Here is a 22,238-nt window from a genome sequence, read left to right as displayed (position 1 = left end):
CTTACTCCACAAATTCTTCGATCAAATAAGCCAATCCTTTATCTAAAATAGCATCCTCAATTTTGATCGTGTATTTTGAATCGTGAGAAACTGTCTCCCCAATACGTTTTAAAGCGACAAACATCGGTGTTTTATTTCGCGATTTCTTATCGAGAATCAAAGCATTTTTAATATCGCTAACCTCTAAAAAATCCGGTAATTTTAGAGGGAGACCAAAGCGCTCCAAGATATCTCGACTCTTTTTGAAATCGGAAATGGTTAGTATCCCCAAATTTACAGAAAGATAAGATTCAACCAGCAATCCAATCGCAATGGCATTTCCGTGAGATAATGAATAATCTGACACTTTCTCCAAAGCATGTCCAATGGTATGCCCAAAATTACAGATCGCTCGAAGTCCCGATTCTTTTTCATCTTGATTAACGATTGCTGATTTAATAGAACAGCTTTTTTCTATCACAGTCTTCAGAAGTGAAGTTTCTCGTTTTTTTAATTTCTCCGCATTTTCAAATAAAAATTCAAAAAACCCCGCATCATAAATTAACGCGTGCTTAATGACTTCTGAAAAAGCACTGATGTATTCGGATTCAGGCAATGAATCTAAGGTTTTAATATCGGAAAAAATAGCTTTTGGTTGCGAAAAAACGCCAACTAAGTTTTTTCCGAATGGCGTGTTAACGCCCGTTTTCCCGCCGACTGAGGCATCGACCATCGCCATCAGTGTCGTCGGCAAATATATTACGGGGATTCCTCTACAATACGTCGCCGCGACATAACCTGCTAAATCGGTAACAACCCCTCCACCTAAAGCAATAATACAAGTATCTCGACCAAAACCTAATTCAAATAATTGATCTTGAATAAAGGTGGCCATCTCTCGTGTTTTTGATAATTCTCCAGCAGGAATTGATATGAGAGGAGGATGAATATTAAAATTCTTAAATTGTTGAATTAATGACAGGGCATACAATGAGCGCACATTGTCATCTGTGATAATAGCCAGCTGTTTAGCCTCTTTCAAACAGCAATCAATTAAATGTTCACTGATTAACAAATCATTGTTGATATAAATAGGACACGTGTTTGACATCTTATATTCTGCTTCCTTTATTCATCAACAGTGCATCCATTAATACTAATGCACACATCGCCTCAACAATAGGAACCGCACGTATCGCAACACACGGATCGTGTCGAGAACCTTCTGGTAGTACAAATTTTTGTTCAACACCTTCAGAATCAATCGTATTTTGAGGTTTCTTGATACTCGACGTCGGTTTGAACGCTACTCTTCCAACAAGCGGCATACCTGTTGAAATTCCTGCTAATGTTCCCCCCGCATGGTTTGTGCTAGTAATAGAATCTCCCGAGGAAAATTCATCATTGTGTTCAGATCCCTTCATCCGCGTTGACTGAAAACCTTCGCCAAGCTCAATACCTTTGCTTGCAGGTAATGACATCATTGCTTTCGCTAAATTGGCTTCAAGTTTTTCATAGATTGGATCCCCTAAACCTACCGGCATATTGAGCACCACAAATTCCACCACACCACCTAACGAATCCCCAACGATTTTTGCAGATTCAATAGCCTCCATCATATTTTTTTCACAAATAATATCGGGACAAAACAAAGGGCTTTTTTGAGCATCATGCTTTAAAGTATCAACATTAATCGTGTCCAAAGACATTTCAATATCACCAATGCTTTTGATGTAGGAAATCACTTGAATATTATGTTGCTGTAATATTTTTGAAGCGACTGCACCAGCAGCAACTCTACAAGCCGTTTCTCGAGCAGACGCTCTTCCGCCACCTCGATAATCGAAACAACCATATTTTTCAGTGTACGTATAATTGGCATGACCAGGCCGCAATAAATGTTTAATGGGTTCGTATTTACTCGAATCAGCATCTTTGTTCATGATGATAATTGAAATCGGCGTTCCTGTTGTTTTTCCTTCAAAAATCCCCGAATAGATTTCAGCGATATCGGGTTCTTTTCGTGGCGATGTATAGGCATTATTTCCCGGAGCCCGCAGCGCTAAAGCAGTATTAATATCCGACTCATTAAGCTCCACACCCGCAGGACAACCATCAATCACTACCCCAACTGCTTTGCCATGAGACTCCCCCCAGGTTGTTATTCTAAAAATATTTCCAAAAGAATTACTGGCCATTTTCACACCTATATCGATTAAGTAATTGTACACATTCTAAAATTGACAACCCTGCCATTTCCAGCGTTTTATCAGCGCAGGATTCATAAAGTTGATTTCTACTCTGAATATAACGATCAAAATCTTCTTGAACCGACGATTCACCAATAAAAATTGGCAGCGTTTTTTGCTGCATCATGCGCTCATATAATACTGAAGGATCTACTTTTAAATAGACAATCTTTGCTATCGTTTTTAGATAGCTCACATTTTCAGCATTCAAAAAAACACCGCCCCCCGTCGCAATGACCGTATTATCATCACACTGAATAGATCTAACCACTTCTTTTTCAAGCTGCCTAAACTTTTCTTCTCCCAGAAGCCGATGAATTTCTCTTACCGTATATTGAATCTTTTGTTTTGAAGCCATTTCTTCGCTTATAAGATTATCTGTATCGATGAATGTAAAATCATAGGCTTTAGAAAATGCTTCACCTACAGTAGTTTTTCCGCAACATTGATATCCGCACAATACGATATTCATGAAGATACCTCGATATTGCACCCTAGAATATTCATGTCATTTAGAAAACTCGGATAACTTTTTCTCACACAATCAATCTCTGAAATGATTGACTCACCTTCAGCACCTAAGGCTGCCACCGCACAGGACATTGCTATTCGATGGTCATTATGCGAAATGCAATGTGCCCCCTTAATTTTACTTCCTCGCACAATTAAGCTATCTTCAGTCTCTATAATATCCGCCCCCATCTTTTTCAATTCACGAGTAATAGTCGATAAACGATCGCTTTCCTTTTTTCGTGCAATAAACGCGTTAGTTAATGTTGTAGTGCCTTCGGCATAACATCCGGCCACAGCCAATATCGTTACTGCATCGATATAATCATTCACATCGAAGTCGCAACCAAGCAATCTTCCCTCACCTTTCACTATAATGGTATTTTCAAACACTTCAATTACTGCACCCATCTTACATAATGCCTCAATAACTTTTTTATCTCCTTGCACATCGTTCATATCAATATTATTGATTGTTATTTCAGATCCAGTAATCAATGCTGCAACAATAGGATACGCCACGGAGCTAAAATCTCCCGGAACCGTATATTCAAATCCTAAAATTGTCGGATTCCCTGTCACTATTAATCGTTCATAATTTTCATTCGAGTAATGAACACCCAATCGATCAAGCCAATTCAGCGTTAAATTTACCCACGGTTTTTCACCCGGATTTTTTACTATTATTTCTGTTATTCCCGGCATAAATACTGCAGCCATTAACAGCGCAGAGACAGGTTGAGAATCAGCGCCATCCAAATACGTAGAGCCGGCACTAATAGGTCCTTTAATAATAATAGGCGCATGATCATCACATTTTGTACTAAAACATTCAGCACCTAAATGACTTAATCCTTCCATCAGTGGTTTTACGGGACGGTTAAATCGTACCGAGTGATCACCCGTGATAACGGTATAGCCGGCTGTTAAGGCTGCAATGGCCCCCACAAAACGAAGCACTTGTCCTGAATTTCCTGCATCAATGACATCATCTGGAATTTTGGGCTTTCCAGAAACCCCACTAATTTCGAGAATATTTTCTGATCGCGTAATTTCAGCACCTAATTTTCTACACGCTTCGATCATGGCATCAACATCAGGTGATGCTAAACCATTTCGAATGATGCTCTTTTCGGTAGCCATGCTCGCAAATAATACGGCTCTCATGGTTTGAGATTTGGACGGAGACGCAGTAATACACCCTGAAAGCATACTAGGTGAAACCTTATAACTTTTCATATACGCCTCCTCAAAATACACATTATCCTGAATATTAATGAACATTACACGAGAAATGAAGCTAATTCATTGGGCATCCCAAGAAACGGAGAATGATCGGACTGAATACTCACCGTTTCTCCTTGAGCTCTTTCGCTCATCCATTTTTGATCAGGCAATGTTATTGCTCTATCTCCCTCACAATAAATATACAGGCTCTCAATGTCGGCGTAATTAAAACCGGAGTAATTCACAGGTGTTGCTAAGGGCATTAATGGTTCTGGAGCAATATTATTCATGGCCAAAATTTGATCTTCAGGCGTTGCACAATGATATAATAATTCGGGTAAACGTGTTGTTTTTAAAACGATATTGCCACTTTTTTTATCAACGACCAGCTCTGGTGATAAACCGGTAACACTAAATTGATTCGACATACTTAATAATGAATCTCCGGAAACAGGCACATACCCTGCAACATAAATTAACTTTTTAAATTGACCTGGAAAATTTGCTGCGAGTTGAGTGAGGATAATTCCTGCGAAACTGTGCCCCACCAAAATGGGTGGTTCATCACAATTCGAAACTACATTCATTATACATTCAAGATAATCTTCGAATCTCACTTCAGAATGAGGCTTTTTATTTTCGCCATGCCCAGGTAAATCGGGCGAAAAAACTCGATGGCCTTGCTCGGATAAAATGGTTGAAACTTTTTTCCAGCACCAACTTCCGTGCCAAGCACCATGAATTAAAATGTAATTTGCCATGATGAATATATCCCATTCATAACATCAACTAAATATCAGTAACAACTCATTCAGATGGTGTTTTCCTAATAAAGTCGTTTCAATTGTATTATCGGTGATTTTCAACAAACCTTTTTCTTGTGCTTTCACCAGTAAGTGACCAATGTCACTCGCTGAGATCCCTGTTCTTTCACTCAATAATTTCAAATCGGTGGACTCGTATAATCGCAGCGCATTCAACATAAACTCAACGATTAAATCATTTTTATTCAGCACTTGGCGACCCTGAATAAAATCTATACTCGAATCTAAATAGGCTTTAGGATGTCGCGTTTTCCATAATCGTGCGACATCTCCCGTTTTAAAATCTGTAATTTTCGCGTGCGCACCTGCACCAATGCCTAAATAATCTCCAAATTCCCAATAATTTCGATTGTGCCTACATTGAAAATCAGGTTGGCTATACGCCGAAATCTCATACTGAATATAGCCGTTTTCAGATAACAGAGCTTGCCCAGACTCTTGCATACTCCAAATTGCTTCGTCAACAGGCAATGTAGGAGGCCGATGATGAAACACAGTATTAGGCTCAATTGTCAATTGATACCACGACACATGCTTGGGCTGATGTTCAATAGCACGAGCAATATCAGATAAAGCCTCTTCCTGAGTTTGTTCTGGCAAGCCAAACATTAAATCGATGTTGAAATTATCAAACCCAGACGCCCGCGCTGAATCAATCGCACGTTCAGCGGTCGCACTGTCATGAATTCGACCCAAACGCTCCAATTGACGATCATTAAAGCTTTGAACTCCAATCGATAAACGATTAACGCCTGCTCCGCGAAATCCCGTAAATCTTCCTTGCTCAACCGTACCCGGATTGGCCTCCATCGTGATCTCAATGTTAGAAGCCCAAGGAATGAGCTGCTCTACCCCACCCAACAAACGCTCTATGGCACTTGGGGAAAATAAGCTCGGAGTACCCCCGCCAATGAAAATCGATGACAAAACCCTGCCTTGGACTAAAGCTACATCCTGACTGAGATCTTTGAGGAGCCTTTCAACATAGGCGACCTCAGGCAAATCCTGTTTCAACTCATGTGAGTTAAAGTCACAGTACGGACATTTGCGAACACACCAGGGCAAATGGATATAAAGGGCTAAAGGAATATTCTCTTTATTAGTCATCAAAAACTCATTAAATTTAAATAGTTTATAGGCCAAAAATATGACCTAAGATGGCGGGCTATTTCATCAAAAGTAGCAAAAGATTGATTATTACACCTATTTATGGTATAAATCAACGATAACTCACAGGATGAAAAATGACTAAAGACTATACACAACAACTCGATGAGCTCTTTATTGGTAGCGTATGTGAGAAAACACTGATCCAAACAATACTGATAACGATTGAGAGCGTTGGACCCGAAGTGACGTGGGATCACTTCGAAGCTTATTTAGCATCCAAAATTCCTGCTGACGATGAATTATTTGATAACTTACAGGCTTATATTTTTTCTGTCTTCCAAGAATCAGAAATATCTCAAGAGATGCATGGTAACAATTTCGTTAAATTGACATTCAATAATCCACAAACAGCCCAAGCATTTTTCGATTTTACTCAACACGTGTTTCCTATCATAAACTCAGAATATCCCAAAATTGATAACACAGAAACACTTTTAACGGAGGACCAATTATTTTTCTGCAGACGTGGAGCCAAACTGAAGACAGGCGACTTACCCTCGGATTTTTTATCAGAGCATTTTTTAAAAACGTTACGGGCTGATGAACATGATTTCAGTGACCGCTTTATTAAAGGTTTAATACCAAGCTCTAATGGCTCACGACAACTTCAAAATTTACGTCCTTTCAGAAGATTACCCTATACAATTGCTGGTGATGGAAGCGTTATTTCAAGAACATCCAGAGCCGCATCCAAGACTGCCTTTAAAGAGGGTTTTACCCAAATTCAATCTTGCACCCTATTAGACGCTAAAGGACTGACTCCTGCTTTTGGGTTTGACAAAGAAAGAAATCCTAAACTCTATGGCATACTCACTCATCGTAATGATTTAATAATGAGTCGATTGTTACTTAACGACGGGGGAACAGTATGTCGCCCTTTTGAAGCAGAAGCAACTCAACCCGGGGAACAACGAGCATCACAATTTAGAAATCGAAATAAACCACACCTATTTCATCCCAATGAATACGAGGATTTTAAAACAGAAAACATTAAAGCAAGAAGAAAAAAACAAAAGACTAATGAAACTTTGGCAAGAATACGATTTAATATTTTTAGAAGCATGATTTGTATTTGCGCTGATGATCTTGAAGCACGATTACTTTCATATGATTTTTCAGAGGAAATTCTTGAATATTACACCGAGCATGCAAAAAATACTGGCGGTCAAATCAATCCAAGATTCAAATTACCTATTATTTTTTATTTAAAACATCCCGAAACAAACTTTGCATCAAATATTAAAAAGAAGCTTACTGGGAATGAGGCCATACACAAGATTTTCAAACAGACTCTTAAAATGCGTCGCGGTGATTTGTACCTAGCAAATGTTTTCAATAATTTTAATTTTAATCGAATGGAAAAATACAGAAACAATGATTATGAATTCCTTCTTGGACTAGAAACAATAACACTGGAATTACTTTTAGAAAATACAGAAAACAATATTCCATTAGCCGCAGAAATGATGGAAAAAGGCTACACCCGTATGTTATTACGATTAGTCCGTCCAACCAGAAAGCAAACTCCAAAATCTATACATGGCTCAGCCACTTTTTCTGAAATTTTGTTCGACTCACTGTTAGCCAAAAGAGCTTTCACAAAAAATGACGAAATCATTCCCCAACTGATTCTAGCTGAAGCATTCAAACTGGCAGATAAACTACTTAATGCCACAAAATTAAAGGTAGAGGATCTTAAATACGATAATATCTCACTAATTGATTATGTTTTAGCCAGAGGAAATCCTCGGCATTTTCACTACCTGGGCCTTGATTTCATGCTAAGCAAGGCCGTAAGGGCCAAAAATTGGGTCGCTATAAGACTGTGCCTCAAGGAATTCGACAATATTAGCAGCGCAACAATAGATTTATTATTTTCCGAAGCCTGTAAAGGACAATATTCAGATTTTAATGAACCCGATATTGTATTTCTGCTGAAAAGAAAAAATGTAAGTATTAATTGCATTGAAGCTGAACTTAAAAAAGCGATTATGACAAATAAATGGACCCTAATAGAACTGATCATTACGTATTACGATGAGCTAAGTCATCAAATTGATTTTGGAATGGGCCTATTTTTAGCAGTGCAACAAAAAAAACCAAAGCTTGCCGCATTAATATTAACAAAGGAACCTACTAATATTTGGCGTAAAACAGAGGGTAAAAATTATTACCTTAATTCAGCTGTTCTTTATGCAATCGAATATGAATTCGATGATATTCTTCAACAATTAATCGATTATGAAGAAAGTTATCAAGACCAATATACCGATGCACGGCGAGCTCTTGCCATAGATATGGCTACCATTAAGAAGAACAACGTCGCCATAGACCTTTTTCATAACAGTAGAAAACCAGATGAATTCATTTTACTTAACGATGTCAATCTCAGTATCTGTCATTATATTTTTGAAGCGTTTTTTGCAAATCAACCTGAAATTGCCGAATATCGATTAAAAAGCCTCATGAAACAATGTGACCTCTCTATTGCTAACTTTAAAAACATTATACAAACATTGACGTTCTTTTCTGAATCATTTCAGCCTGCACTTAATAATTTCAAAGATTTAATCAATTATTTTGTACCCTATTCGGTCGGTGGCCATCATTTTAAAAGAATTAACTACATAAATTCATTCTTCGATTGTGTAGTCAAATTGAGTTTAAAATATCATAACATCTTCTTATTAAGAACCTTACAAACAATAATACATGAAAACTTTGGCATCGATAAAGAAGAGATTGAGAGGATTATTATCGAATCATCACTTAAAATAATATCATCAAAATATATTGAAACAATCCTATCACTCATTCAAACTTCAATTTTTCCTGATGAATGGAAAGACACTATTCTTGAAAAGTTTAAGTCCGCAACAGCCACACATGTCAGCAAGCATGACTATAATGAACATTCAGCTTTATTACTACACCTCATTCTTGCGATTCAAAAAATGCGTAATGTCTGCTTATTAGATACCACAATATTAAGGACAGCATTCAAACACGCTGTAGGCACAACCAATACCACACTGACCCACTATCTTTTAAATGACACCAAGCTTACTGTTTTGTTGAAAGACGAATTATTTTCGATTGCATTTCAATATTCTTCTACAAGATTCTTCAGTTACCTCATGAAAAATTATCAATTCACTATAAATCAAGAGCAAATAACTTTATCCAATATCCAAAATCGATCATACTGGAAGGCGATTGTCACACTACAAGAACTCACTAAAAATAAGTATAACAACACATTTTCACACTGGGATTATTTTTCGTTGTGGGCTGAATGCTCTTCTACGGAACTATTGAACTCTGATTTCAAGTCCTCTCGTAAGCTATTTGCACTCATTCTAGATCATAATGTAATCAGACATTTTACTTTATTAACCCTGTTGGCATACTTCACAAATCGCTATAGAGAGATTTATCTCACTGATTCTTGGCCGAATATTCAAGCTATTTTAGATAATAAATCCGTAAAAGTTTTTGTTAAACACATTAGTGGAGAAGGCATATGGTCTAACGAAGAAAAAAACATGGATTATCATCAAGCACTACTTGATACTTTCAATAACTATTTTGATGGCACAGATAAAATTCCAGAATGCGATATTGTAAACCAGACGTATCAACTAGTTCTAGGGATTTTAAAAACAGCCATTACTAAACCGTGGCTTTCGTATTTTTTCCCAAGCCCTATTTATGCTGGATTCACTGGTGCTCTCTATTGCTACTTAAAAGGAGTTGATGATTTTCTTACTCAGCAACAAACCGTTCCACTAAAACATGATTCAGCAGATAGACAAGCGCTTCATAGAAATATTGACGTTATATTCTCTGATCAAAAAATATCCATACGATGAACAAGAGCACCAAACGATGATCGACATTATAGAACATTGGAACAATTGCCTAGGCTCACAAGAAGTCGTGCATTCATCTACAGTTAACATAAACTCGGATCATGTAAGAGAACTCGCTGATCAAACAATTCAGTTCATCGGCCAAAAAATTTTAGCGAACGGAGAAACTGTCACATTAGACTGGGGTCATTTTGAGGACTACGTATTATCTAAGCTAGACCTCGCAGATCCCTTAAACGATTTTGTACACCCTCATATTTTAATCGCATTAATTCAACATGCAAAAAACGAAACAAAATATCCAAGTGAGGTCAAAATTACATTAGATTGCCCTCAATCCACTTTAGCGTTGTATTATTTTTTACAACACATTTTACCTATCAAATACCCCGATTACCCTTCAATTAAGGATCAGACAATATCAGTCAATTTAGATCAGCATTTTTTTATAACGAGAACCCTCGTGCTTGGAAGAAATGGACTAACATCGGGTTTCTCACGAAATTTCTATCTTAAGACATTACGAGCTGATACGTTTGATTTCACTAGCACTTTTTTAACGACTCTATTCAATGCTGATGAGGAACAGCGAGCTCTTCAAAACTTAAGACCCAAAAATCGTGGCGCCTATATCATAGACGCAGAGGGAAAGATTATTTCAAGACTCGAGAAAAAACCAAATCACATCGAGCGTAAACAAGGGTTCACTCAGATTCAATCGGTAACCTTCATTGATGATATGCACTTAAGCTCAGCATTTGGGTATAGTCGTAGAGAAAAACTATATGGTCTTATGACTCACCAAGAAGATATGATAGTTCAACGCTTCTTGAAATATGACGCCGGAACCATTTCCAGACCTTTTGAAACTGATGATCTTGCATCAGCACATAGACAAGCAATAAACTTTAAGAAGTTTATTGGTATCAGAAACCAATTTCATGCAGATCAGCTGGATGAATTCGAAAAAGCTAACATGCTCGCAAGAGCTCTAGATTCAAGAACAAACGAGGTATTAGCTCGATTAAGATTTAATCCCCACAGAAGTTATGTGAGTATTTGCGCCAATAGCCTTAACTCAAGATTATTAGCATTTGACTTTGCTGAGGAGCTTTTAGAACGTTTTACGACTTCTATGTTAGATAAAGGTCACGTTGTTAATCAGAAATTTACACTGCCTATTGTAATATACCTGAAACCAGATCCGACAAAAAAGCAACTATACAAGAAAGTCCTCCCTATTAAGGAAGGACATGAACTATCGCTATACTCCAAAGAGATGCGTCAACAAGACCATGACCACTGCCATAGACTATACAAAGATAAAGCCAAACGGTACGAACACTATAAAAAACATGATTTTGAATTTCTCTTGGGACTCGACGAACTAATCCCCGAAGTTTTCCTTGACAGAATTGATTGCTATCCGCTTGCACTTTTTATGTTAGAAACAGGCTATGCGCGAATGCTTATGCGACTATTAAGACCAGCTCGACTAAAAAATATGTCTTCCACTGACCCTAATTTATCTAATATTGTTTTTGACAAATTACTACAACAAGGACTCATCGTTAAAAATGACAAAATCATCTCTGAGCTAATCAGGATAGAGGCCTTCGAACTAGCCAAAAAACTTATTGATGCTACGAATACAAAAATAATGGAATTAGAATTCCGAGAAGTCTCTCTCAAAGATTTTCTAATAAAAAATGGAAACCCACGTCAAATAATCTTTGTGGGTCTTAACGATCTTCTTCTTGAAGCAGCTTCAAATAAACATTGGATTACAGTGAGGCTCTGCCTTAAAGAAATCAAACAAATAGATAAATCAATTCTAGACGAGCTACTATCAAAAGCCATACAGCAAGGTCAATACAACGAAATTGTTCTTCTCTTAAAACGAGGAGCTGGAAACGATGCGATAGTAAATTCAGCGATTTTTAATACGACAATGAAAAAAATAGACTGGCTTTTGATTGAATTATTTATCAGATACTACAAATATTCTGAAAATGTTCCTGAATTTGGCCGGGCGCTCATTCTAGCGCTTCGTAATAAGAAATTCAAACTGGCACGTGAATTATTCAAAATTGTCAGGTCTCAAAATTGGAGAGAATTCGGCAGGGAAAAATACCAATTTCAATCGACATTATTTTATGTCGTAAAATTCAGTCTAAATGATCTTCTTGAGCAATCATATCAACATGAAATGAGCCATGAAGACGATGAGTCCACAACACGACTCTGGCTGGCCTTTGACCTAGCCAGAGCTCTAAACAACATCACCGCTATTGAGTTTCTGCAAACAAAAATGACCTCTGTAACATTGATAGACCCAAAAAATATGTCAACCAGGGTATGTAGGTTGGTTTTTGAAGCCTATTTTTTAGGTGAGAAAGAACTAGCTGAATGGCGTCTTTTCTATTACGGCCATCAGTATAATGTTTTACCTGAAGGTTGCCATGATGTCTTGGAGGGATTAAAGGTCCTATTAGTTTCATATGGTAAAGTACTACCCACTATTTGCAAGAACAAATTAGTCACTGACCCATTTCTATGCATCGCAAATATCTACTTGTATTACTACAATCACGAGCTATATAAATCACTACGACAAATTACAGAAACCTCCATCGAAACTAATGGAAATGATACTGAATCAGTACTTTCACTAAAATTACTGGATGAGTTTTCACTCGATCAACTACAGGGCTTAAAAGATATCATCAAAGAATCGACTAATTTATCAACCTGGCTTTTTAATCTATCTCGAACATTAGGGAGAATATTTCCACAAGAATATTACAAATCCACCTTAGATCGCGAAAATGAAAAACTACGAATCGATGCCCATATAGAGCTTATTATTTACATTCTTGATATAATCAGTCTGAATAGCTCACATTATAACTCGATATGCTCAATTTTTAAAATAGTCTTCGAGTTAAAACATCAAAAAGCAATTCACGCGATATTATCGAATTCAATATTAATTAATAATATAGGCAATGTTTTATTAAGCACCATGATTGAAAAACCTATTCAATCAAATGGATTTGGATATAAAGAATTTAATCATTTTATAAAGAAATACTCTTTCTCTGTAAAGAAAGGACATGTTCAACTCGCAATCAAAGAAGGGCAATATTGGAAAATCACACCATTACTCAACGCCATGGATGATAAAGAGACACAAAACCCAGAGAATTTTTGGGATTTCTTTGAAATTTGGCTAGCAACGAGGTTAACTATATTGGCCAATCCAAATAATTGCGTCGAGACCCTGATAAAAAGGTTAGGCCCTAATCTCAACGCGCACTATACCCTGCTTTATATTGTGATAATACTCGAAAGTACTTTTAAACAGTTTCCTGGCCCATGGTCATTCCAAGATCTTTCGCGCTTAAATATCTCCTATCCTTTTAGAACCATTACAGATAATATTAAAACTACAGTAGTTTTCTGCGATACCATCGATGAAAGGTATTGGGCTATACAAAAAAGGGTACTAACAATTCTAGACAATTATTTTTCTCATTTTTCAGGTTTTGATACTTTAACCAATGAGAAAACGTTAGTTTCCACATACAACAATTTACTTTGGGTTTTAAATAGTGTCACCCTCACTTTCTCCTTTGATTTCTTTAAACTGTGGAAAGGAAAAGAGTTGACCTCTGAGCTTCATAAGTTACTATCTGAAGCCAATGAATTACTTATCAAAATTGAGGACAGCAATACTCAAAAGCCCACAAAAGAACCTGATCCTGCAGATATCGTACTTTATCTTTGATTTAGGTTAAAATAGCGAGCACATATGACTAAAGATTATACATTACAACTTGATGAGTCCTTTAAGGGTAGCTTATGTGAAGAAACGCTTAACCAACTCATCCAAATAAGCATTGCGAGTATTGGCCCAGAAGTGACGTGGGACCACTTTGAAGCTTATTTAGCCTCAAAAATTCCTGCCGAAGATGCATTATTCGACAATTTAGACGCACTGATATTTTCAGCCTTTCAGGAATCTGAAACCTCAAAAGAGTCGTTGGATAATGGTTTATGCCAATTGACATTCACTGACTCACAAACAGCACAGGCATTCTTCGCTTTCACCCAACATACTTTTCCCATCATTAATTCAGAATTCCCTAAAATCAATAATAACGAGATACTCTTGACGGATGATCAACTCTTCTTCTGTCGTCTAAGAGCCAAACTTCATTGCGGTGATTTACCATCCGATACATTAACAGACTACTTTCTTAAAACACTGCGAGCTGATATAGATGACTACAGCGATAAATTTATAAAAGGAATAATCCCAACCCCAGAGGGTACTCGTCGCTTGCAAAATCTACGCCCAATCGAACGTCATAATTTCACTATATTGGGAGATGGATCTGTTCGATCTAGAGAAGCCCACGCCATTTTAGAAAAACCTGACCATAAAAACTTTACGCAGAATCAATCTTGCACATACTTAGGAGCTGATGCTTTAACCCCAGCTTTTGGATTTGATAAAAGCCGAGAAGCAAAACTCTATGGAATACTCACTCACAGAAATGACTTAAAAATCAATCGTTTGTTAATTAACGATGGGGGAACGATTGCTAGGCCCTTTGATGCCACATCTAAAGTAGCCGCTGAATACAAAGCTAAAAGTCTAAAAAGTAACAATAATATAAAACTCTATGCCCCACAAGAATTTACTAGCTTCATTTCAGAAAATGCCAAGATTAGAAAACACCAAAATAATACCAATGAAGTACTCGCCAGATTAAGATTTAATGTTTTTAGAGCCATGATTTGTATTTGTGCAGATAACCTAGAAGCTAGACTTCTAGCAAATGATTTCGCAGAAGAAATCCTCGAAGCTTTCTCTGACTATGCTAGAAGTAACGGTATTAAGCTCAACCCAAAATTTAAACTCCGCGTTATTTTTTACACTCAAAATCCAAAGTGTAATGAACATAATAACGAGCCACAGCATCGCATTCATCTTTATACAAGATTAATGCGATTCCATGACAGAAAAACTGCAACGCAAATTTACGATAGTAGAGTGTCTAGAACTGAGCTTATTAGCAGTAATAACTTTGAGTTTTTATTAGGCTTAGAAAATATTACGGCTAAAATGCTAACTGATTCAACTTCACGTCTGGACCGCACTCCATTAGCGATTAATATGATGCAATGTGGCCATGTCCGCATGTTATTGCGATTAATCAGGCCCTCCAGACAAACACACGGACAAGTTCCACATGAGCAAAGTACATTGAGTACAACAGTATTCGACACATTGATCAAAAAAAATAGAAGCTTGCTAAACAACCACATTCTCGTCTCATATCTTATACGAGCAGAAGCTTTTGATGTAGCCACAAAAATAATTAACTCAACAAATTTACAATTAGTCTTATTTCCCGCTGTCCAACATTTTGGGGCCGTCAATCCTAGACACCTTAATTATTTTGGACTTGAAAAAAATTTAAGGCTAGCTGCAGAACTTGGTCATTGGGTCATAGTTCGTCTCTGCTTAAAAGAATATTTAAACATTAGCCAAGAAACAGTCGACTATCTTTTTATTTTAGCATGCAACAATAAAAGAGGATCAAGTACACCAGATATCGTTTTTTTACTGAAAAAGAGAAAAGTTAGCCTTAAAACCATTAAACTAGCGTTGAAAAACACTTTAGATAAATCAGATTTCAAGCTCTCAGAAATCATCTTAACCTATCATGAAAACTTAAAGTGCAGTCAAGACAATTCAGATACAACTATTGTTAGAGAAATTACTCAAGATTTTGGCTCTATTGGGATTGAAAAAAAGGTAAAATCGGCTGCAGATTATGGCCACTGGACTACCGTGAGATTTTTCTTGAAGGAGTACTCTGGCATCACACAAGAAACACTTGACCATCTCTTAATCGCTGCCTGTGATAAAAAAGATAGTGCAAATGATACAGATATAATTTTTTTACTCAAACAGAAAAAGGTTAGTATCGTTGCAATTCAAAAAGTATTGGAACGTGCTTTGCAGAAAGCTGATCATGAGCTCTTAGAACTTATCATTAAAAACTTTGAAACCTATTTCTTATTGTTAGCAGCCCTTAAAATTGCGGAATCTAAACCTGCTTTATTAATTTTACGAATAGGCATCCATACACACCCTAGACCAGCTTTATCTTTACCCTATGCATTAACTTCGACTTTATTATATGGGATTCGATACGGGTTTAATGACCTTCTTTCACAGCTAGTTGAGTACGAAAACAAGTATCCTGATCAATACACTGAAGCACGTTATTGGCTCGCGGTAGATTTGGCTCGAGTTCGAGATAACAACTCAGCTCTTGATATTTTACATGTGGACTACAAAAACCCTACACAGATTGATCCTTACAATATTAAACTAAGTAGCTGTTATAGGGTTTTCGAAGCTCTTTTTGCAAATCAACCCGAGGTTGCGCAATTCAGGCTTTCAACGAGTGCAAGCTTAACGACTGTAGCAGCCCTAGAAGCTTACTCAGATGAATTTGAAACCGCTTTATTACTGTTTAATGATTTTGTATCTGAGCACAACGACTCATATATTAATGCATTTTTTGGAAGCCTTCTCGATTTATGTCTGCCAGATTACAATATTTCAACTGTCAGACACTTACAACAGTTATTTTTCAAAAACCTCAATATTACCGAAAGCAAAACAGAACAATTAATAATTAAATTAGCTCTATCAAAACTATCGGAAAGTAATATAAGTAGTATTCGTGCGTTAGTTCTATCTTCAAATTATATAGGCTACTGGAAAAGAGAACTAATCAAAAATTTCTTTTATCCTAAATATGTATCCTATAAAGCCACCGATATTTTATTCACTATTATTATCGATATAAAAGAAAATGATTTATATTCAGAACTTGTAGATTACGGAGATACCGACGATGAGAATATCACTAGATATCTTGAAAATAGATTAGACAGAGTCTTATTCGCTAAAAAATGGGATTTAGCTCAGCTTTATCTCTCAGAAATTGAAAAGATTGATTCGGAGATGTTTCATGGAGTTTTATTATTAGCAGGTGAACAAAGCGTAGAAATTGAAAGAGCTACATTTTTACGATTTAAAAAACTCTACTCTCGCAATATTAATGATTTTGTTAATGAAAGGGTTGTTAAAGCCGCCGAAACAAAAAATTGGAGTGGTGTAAGATTTTACCTCTCAGAATCCGATGAAATTTATCTGGAGACAATAAAAACGCTCTTATCAGTAGGAATTGAACCCTCTCTAAGAGACGAGCTTAGACTCCACTGGAAGCCGAGGGCATTTAGCAAGGCAATAAACCATGAATTGTGGTGTGCTGTAAGAGAAAAACCCCCTAAATGGGACACGATATCATCCTATCTCTCGTCTATCCAAAATCCTGAAAATTATTCACAATTCGGTTGCGCTCTTCTACTTGCAATGCGTGACAGAGAAATCGGATTAGCTCGCAAGTTATTTCCTGTCGTTAAATCAGACAAATGGCGAGAAATAGGCCATGAGTATCAATTACTATCGACAATATTTTATGTCGTGAAATACCAGTTAAAAGATCTAATGGAAGTTTCTTACCAACACGAAATTATCAGTTATCATGACAACTCTAAAAGACGACTAAGACTCGCTCTGGATCTCGCTAAATTGTTAAAACATAAATCTGCTATAGACTACTTAGAACCCAAAGTTGCTCAAAATCCACTATTAGATCTAACAGACCCTCTTAAAAGTGTTTGTCTATTAGTCTTTGAAGCGTATTTTATAGGTGAAAGAGCATTGGCGGAATGGCGATTATTTCATTATGGTCATCAATTTGGATTTATTGCGCCTGGTTGCACCAACATCACTGAAGGATTAACAATATTATTAAGTGCCTATGAAAGAGCTTTACCCTATCTACCTTATTCATCTGAAAATGAACCCTTTAAGTGTATTGAAAATGTATTTCTATACTATGGCAATGCTACACCATGCATAATTATGCGTGAAAAATCATTTTCTACAATAAAAGTGTGTTCGTGCTGTGCCGAAAGAAACATTGCCGGTACTCTAATACTAGCAACACCGCTAGAAAAAAGACAGGCTCTAATGGCGTTTATTAAAAATTCAAATCACTTAGACCGCTGGTTAGATACATTGACATCAAAAGAGGTCTTTAGTGCTTTGCGTGAGAGCAGAAAAAATAATGAACTAGATCTAATGATCGGTCTTTTAGAAATCGTTCTCTTTGTTCTTGAGCAAATTAATCAGAATAAGGCACGCTATTTGAGCAATGTGATCAATCCTGATTCGACATCAAGATCAGTGGAGGCTGTAATAGAATTATATGAATCACAACAATTTGAACGTAGTTCCTCATTCAATTTTTTTAGCTCAACGAAACTTAAAGAAATATCAAAATTATACCAACAAGTAAAAGATATTCATCAATTGATCATACAACCTGAGCCTGACAACACTCAGCTACACGATAAAAGTGTAGAGCCAGATACCGATGTCTCAGGAGCGCATAAAACCCTCTGATTTTTTAATTAATTTATAGATTATTACGATAATATATCGTACAAATACACAGTAAAAACAGCGAGTAGAGATGGCTAAAGACTACACACTACATCTTGATGAGACTATAAAGGGCAGCATGGACCAAGACACCCTCAATAGCCTCATTCAGATCACAATAACCAGGATTGGGACTGAAGTATCGTGGGATCACTTCGAATCCTATTTAGCCTCTAAAATTCCTAAGGATGACGAACGTTTTGATAATCTGCATGCAATCATATTTGCCCACTTTCAAGATTTGGAAAAATCTGAAGAATCTCTTGATTCAGACCTGACTAAACTAACCTTTAAGAATACCCAATCAGCCCAAGCATTTCTTGCTTTTACTCAACATACATTTCCAGTAATTAATTCAGAATATCCTAAAATCGACAATATAGAGATTATTTTAACTGAAGAGCAGCTTTTTTTCTGCCGACGCGCAGCAAAGCTAAAAACAGGACTACTTTCAGCCGATACTTTATCAGATTATTATTTAAAGACTCTGAGAGCTGATGAATTCGATTACAGCGATCGATTTATAAAAGGTATAATTCCAGGCCCCAATGATACTCGAAGGTTACAAAATTTACGGTCTTTAAACCGTTTGAAATTTACCGTTGCGGGCAACGGGGCTGTTGAATCAAGAATAGAAAAGGCGACATCGATAGTCACAGATAAAAAAAGCTTTAGTCAAATTCAATCTTGTACTCTCCTAGACTCTAAAGCACTAACGCCCGCTTTTGGTTTTGATAGAGATCGTAATCCTAAACTCTACGGAATATTGTCCTATAGAAAGGATGTAAAACCCAATCGTTTATTACTTACAGATGGTGGAACAGTATGTAGGCCCTTTGATTCTGACACGGAAAAAGCAGCTACAAATCTATCTACTGAAATGAGAAATCCACATTACGGACGATTATATTCACCCGAAGAATTAGAACAATTTAAAAAGGCTAAAATCAAACAGCTGTATTTTAGAGATAAGACTAATGAGGTACTAGCCAGGATACGTTTTGATCCTTTCAGAAGCATGATATGTATCTGCGCAGATAATCTAGAAGCACGACTGCTCGCCTTTGACTTTGCAGAAGAAACCTTGGAACATTACGCCGAGTATGCAAAAAGAAATGGCTGGACACTTAATCAAAAATTTAGAATACCCATAATTTTCTACTTAAAAAATACCACATGGGTTTATACAAAAAGAGTAACGAATTTAGTTGCCGAAAACCCTCTACATAACATATTTATTTATACCCGTGAAATGAGAAAAAATGATTTATCTCAATCTGATGAAATAAGCAACAGTAAAGATGCTAAAAATGAAAAAGTAGCAGCGATGAATTTTGAATTTCTTTTAGGATTAAAAAGTATAACAGCCGAAGTACTATTAGAGCCAATTCGTTTTGACACACCATTAGCCATGGAAATAATAAGAACAAATCACATACGAATGCTATTACGGTTACTGCGACCAGGAAGACAACATCTTATTTGCCCATCTACAGACACTCAACCACTGACTGATCTCGTATTCAACTCACTTATCTCCGAACGCTATTTTAAAAAGAATGACTCCATCATTTCACATCTGATCGTCGCAGAAGCATTTGAGCTTGCCACTAAAGTCATTGATGCAACTGAATCAAGAATTGATGACCTCGAGATAAAAGAAGAATCAAATGGAAAAATATTAACGTACAGGTTAACTATCTACATTATTAGAAAAGGCAACCCCAGGCATTTTGAGTATTTAGGACTCGATGAAACACTCAAAAAGGCCGCTCAACATCACTATTGGGTAACTGTAAGACTCTGCCTTAAAGAATTTCCACAAATTAGCCAAGAGACCATACATAGTCTATTCTCTACAGCCTGCAACCAAAGACACGACTCAAGCGATGACTCCGATATTGTTTTTTTACTAAGAAGAAAAAGTATCAGTGCTAAACATGCCAAAGAGGTATTTCAAAATGCCTTAACTAAAAAACGATGGGGTATCATTGAACTACTCATTACTCATTATCAAAATATCGAAATTTTTGAATTGAGCATAGTCTTAATAGAAGCTCTTCGAAACAAACAACATAAACTCGCCAATTTAATATTAAGCAAACACATGGACCCTGGATGGCGATTTTTATATGGTCAAAAATACTTTTTAACGTCAGCTTTATTTTTTGGTATTCAGCATGACTATAACGCTCTTATACCACAATTATGGGAGCTTGAGCGCGAACATCTTGACGGGTATACGGAAACCCGGTTTTGGCTCGCAGTAGATTTAGCTCGAATACGAAAAAACTCTCAGGCACTCACTGCTCTCAGTGCTGCTGACTCAACACGCAGTCTCATTGACCCAAACAACACCAAGCTAAGCATCTGCTATTTAATTTTTGAAGCGTTATTCGCAAACCAGTCAGCTATTGCTGAGTACAGACTAAATCACTACGGACATCAATACCAATTACTACCAGCCAACCACAGAAATACTATTACCACAATGCATCTATTTTTAGATGATACTGAAGCGACGCTGACACACTTCGGCTTCCTACTTTATCATTCTGACCCAACTTATGTTAATGCATTTTTTGAAAGTCTAGTCGAATTAAGCTTCAAATATAAAGATATTTCTTTTCTAAGAACAGTACAAATAATATTGCTGAATAAACTGGGAATCAGTATAATAAAAACCGAAGAAATTATTATAACATCATCACTGAAGAAAATATCTCCCAATAATATTGAAATAATACAGTCGATGATCTTTACTTCGACAAGACTTGATCTATGGCATCCCCACATACTTGATAAAATTCAAAAGTTTTCGATGAAATATCGACTTTACGGTAAAAATTCGGCTTTAATTTATACACTCATTCTTACTATCAGACAGCACGATTCAAATCTCAAGTTAGACGACCAAATGCTCGAAGATGTATTCGAACATGCTATATGCTCAAAAAACACTATACTAACAGGTATAATATTGCAAGATATGTCACTATCAGAATCACAAAGAGAAAAGCTATTTACAGTAGCGATATCTTATTCAGAATCACGTTATTTTCTTTATCTAATGAGTCATTACAATTTCACCCTAACACACAAACATTTATCTTTGAAATCATCGCCGCATTCTTATTATAAAATAATCCTTATCCTTCAAGAGTTACAAAAAGAAAAATATAAGAATAAATTTTCTGCGTGGGATTACTTTAATTTATGGCAAATTAGCACCGTTTATGACGATTATTACGAGGGAAAGTCAACGGACAATCGAAAATTATGGTTACCTTTATTAGAACCTCACATAATAAGACATTTTACACTGATAACACTTGTCGTTCTTTTTAACAATCGCTATAAAGCCTACATGGGCTCTTTTTGGCCGAATCTCCAGAGTCTTCTGTGCTGTGAGCGAGTAAAGAAAGGGACTGATGAGACTCTTATTTATAATGATAAATCTAAAATCACACTAGAAAACTGCGATCATCATCCAAAACTTCTTAAAACTCTCAATGACTATTTTGGCAGCACTGACAAAATACCTGATGAAGTCCTCATCAATGATACCTATCAAGAAGTAATGGAGATCTTACAGCAAGCCCTCCCTCCTGCACCGCGCATCCCCTTCTTTAATCGATCAAAAAGAGGTCTTTTTAATTATGAAACTTATCACTATTTACAAAATATCGACATCTTAATTAGACAAAACAACGTTGAACCTTATCAATTAACCACTGATGAGATAGACTACACTCGTGTAGAAATAGAAGAAAGATTCAATTATCAAAGAATTTCTGCAAACTGA

The 22,238-nt window shown here is 36.5% G+C and carries 10 protein-coding genes; 4 read left to right on the top strand and 6 right to left on the bottom strand.

The window, feature by feature from the left end; genetic code table 11:
- Position 1: 1 nt before the first annotated feature.
- Genes aroB through hemW form a run of 6 tightly spaced genes read right to left on the bottom strand, consistent with a single transcriptional unit; the run spans position 2 to position 5,896 of the window.
- A complete protein-coding gene (aroB, locus tag K2X50_00420; protein MBX9585697.1) occupies positions 2-1,090 on the bottom strand; it encodes a 3-dehydroquinate synthase in 1,089 nt (362 codons plus the stop codon).
- 1 nt (position 1,091) lies between these two features.
- A complete protein-coding gene (aroC, locus tag K2X50_00415) occupies positions 1,092-2,177 on the bottom strand; it encodes a chorismate synthase (protein ID MBX9585696.1) in 1,086 nt (361 codons plus the stop codon).
- On the bottom strand, positions 2,167-2,700 hold the full coding sequence (locus tag K2X50_00410; protein ID MBX9585695.1) for a shikimate kinase: 534 nt from the start codon (positions 2,698-2,700) through the stop codon (positions 2,167-2,169). The genes aroC and K2X50_00410 overlap by 11 nt, the downstream gene beginning before the upstream one ends.
- Positions 2,697-3,977 (bottom strand): 3-phosphoshikimate 1-carboxyvinyltransferase, encoded by a 1,281-nt coding sequence (gene aroA / locus K2X50_00405; protein ID MBX9585694.1) that lies wholly within the window; start codon positions 3,975-3,977, stop codon positions 2,697-2,699. Before aroA ends, K2X50_00410 begins: the two co-directional genes overlap by 4 nt.
- A gap of 44 nt (positions 3,978-4,021) precedes the next feature.
- The gene (locus tag K2X50_00400) at positions 4,022-4,726 is read right to left on the bottom strand and encodes an alpha/beta fold hydrolase (GenBank protein MBX9585693.1); all 705 of its coding nucleotides are present in this window, start codon (positions 4,724-4,726) and stop codon (positions 4,022-4,024) included.
- A gap of 24 nt (positions 4,727-4,750) precedes the next feature.
- The gene (gene hemW, locus K2X50_00395) at positions 4,751-5,896 is read right to left on the bottom strand and encodes a radical SAM family heme chaperone HemW (GenBank protein ID MBX9585692.1); all 1,146 of its coding nucleotides are present in this window, start codon (positions 5,894-5,896) and stop codon (positions 4,751-4,753) included.
- A gap of 137 nt (positions 5,897-6,033) precedes the next feature.
- On the opposite strand from hemW, the gene K2X50_00390 reads away from it, so the two are divergent.
- From K2X50_00390 to K2X50_00375, 4 genes are all read left to right on the top strand, one after another.
- Complete coding sequence (locus tag K2X50_00390; protein ID MBX9585691.1) at positions 6,034-9,831, top strand: hypothetical protein; 3,798 nt, start codon at positions 6,034-6,036, stop codon at positions 9,829-9,831.
- A 16-nt stretch (positions 9,832-9,847) separates the two neighbouring features.
- Positions 9,848-13,621, top strand: a complete 3,774-nt coding sequence (locus K2X50_00385) for a hypothetical protein (protein ID MBX9585690.1) — start codon at positions 9,848-9,850, stop codon at positions 13,619-13,621.
- Between the two features lie 24 nt (positions 13,622-13,645).
- On the top strand, positions 13,646-18,394 hold the full coding sequence (locus K2X50_00380; GenBank protein ID MBX9585689.1) for a hypothetical protein: 4,749 nt from the start codon (positions 13,646-13,648) through the stop codon (positions 18,392-18,394).
- Between the two features lie 70 nt (positions 18,395-18,464).
- Positions 18,465-22,238: a hypothetical protein gene (locus tag K2X50_00375; GenBank protein MBX9585688.1), complete on the top strand. Its 3,774-nt coding sequence runs from the start codon at positions 18,465-18,467 to the stop codon at positions 22,236-22,238.

It is taken from the genome of Gammaproteobacteria bacterium (assembly GCA_019748175.1).
Classification (GTDB): Bacteria; Pseudomonadota; Gammaproteobacteria; order JAIEPX01; family JAIEPX01; genus JAIEPX01.
The sequence above is the reverse complement of the archived record's forward strand: the minus strand, read 5'-3'. Positions and strand labels throughout refer to the sequence as shown.

Bases quoted from the DNA above. Each gene is read 5' to 3' on its own strand.
- aroB (MBX9585697.1), bottom strand. From the start codon at position 1,090: ATGTCAAACACGTGTCCTATTTATATCAACAATGATTTGTTAATCAGT.
- aroC (MBX9585696.1), bottom strand. From the start codon at position 2,177: ATGGCCAGTAATTCTTTTGGAAATATTTTTAGAATAACAACCTGGGGG.
- K2X50_00410 (MBX9585695.1), bottom strand. From the start codon at position 2,700: ATGAATATCGTATTGTGCGGATATCAATGTTGCGGAAAAACTACTGTA.
- aroA (MBX9585694.1), bottom strand. From the start codon at position 3,977: ATGAAAAGTTATAAGGTTTCACCTAGTATGCTTTCAGGGTGTATTACT.
- K2X50_00400 (MBX9585693.1), bottom strand. From the start codon at position 4,726: ATGGCAAATTACATTTTAATTCATGGTGCTTGGCACGGAAGTTGGTGC.
- hemW (MBX9585692.1), bottom strand. From the start codon at position 5,896: ATGACTAATAAAGAGAATATTCCTTTAGCCCTTTATATCCATTTGCCC.
- K2X50_00390 (MBX9585691.1), top strand. From the start codon at position 6,034: ATGACTAAAGACTATACACAACAACTCGATGAGCTCTTTATTGGTAGC.
- K2X50_00385 (MBX9585690.1), top strand. From the start codon at position 9,848: ATGATCGACATTATAGAACATTGGAACAATTGCCTAGGCTCACAAGAA.
- K2X50_00380 (MBX9585689.1), top strand. From the start codon at position 13,646: ATGACTAAAGATTATACATTACAACTTGATGAGTCCTTTAAGGGTAGC.
- K2X50_00375 (MBX9585688.1), top strand. From the start codon at position 18,465: ATGGCTAAAGACTACACACTACATCTTGATGAGACTATAAAGGGCAGC.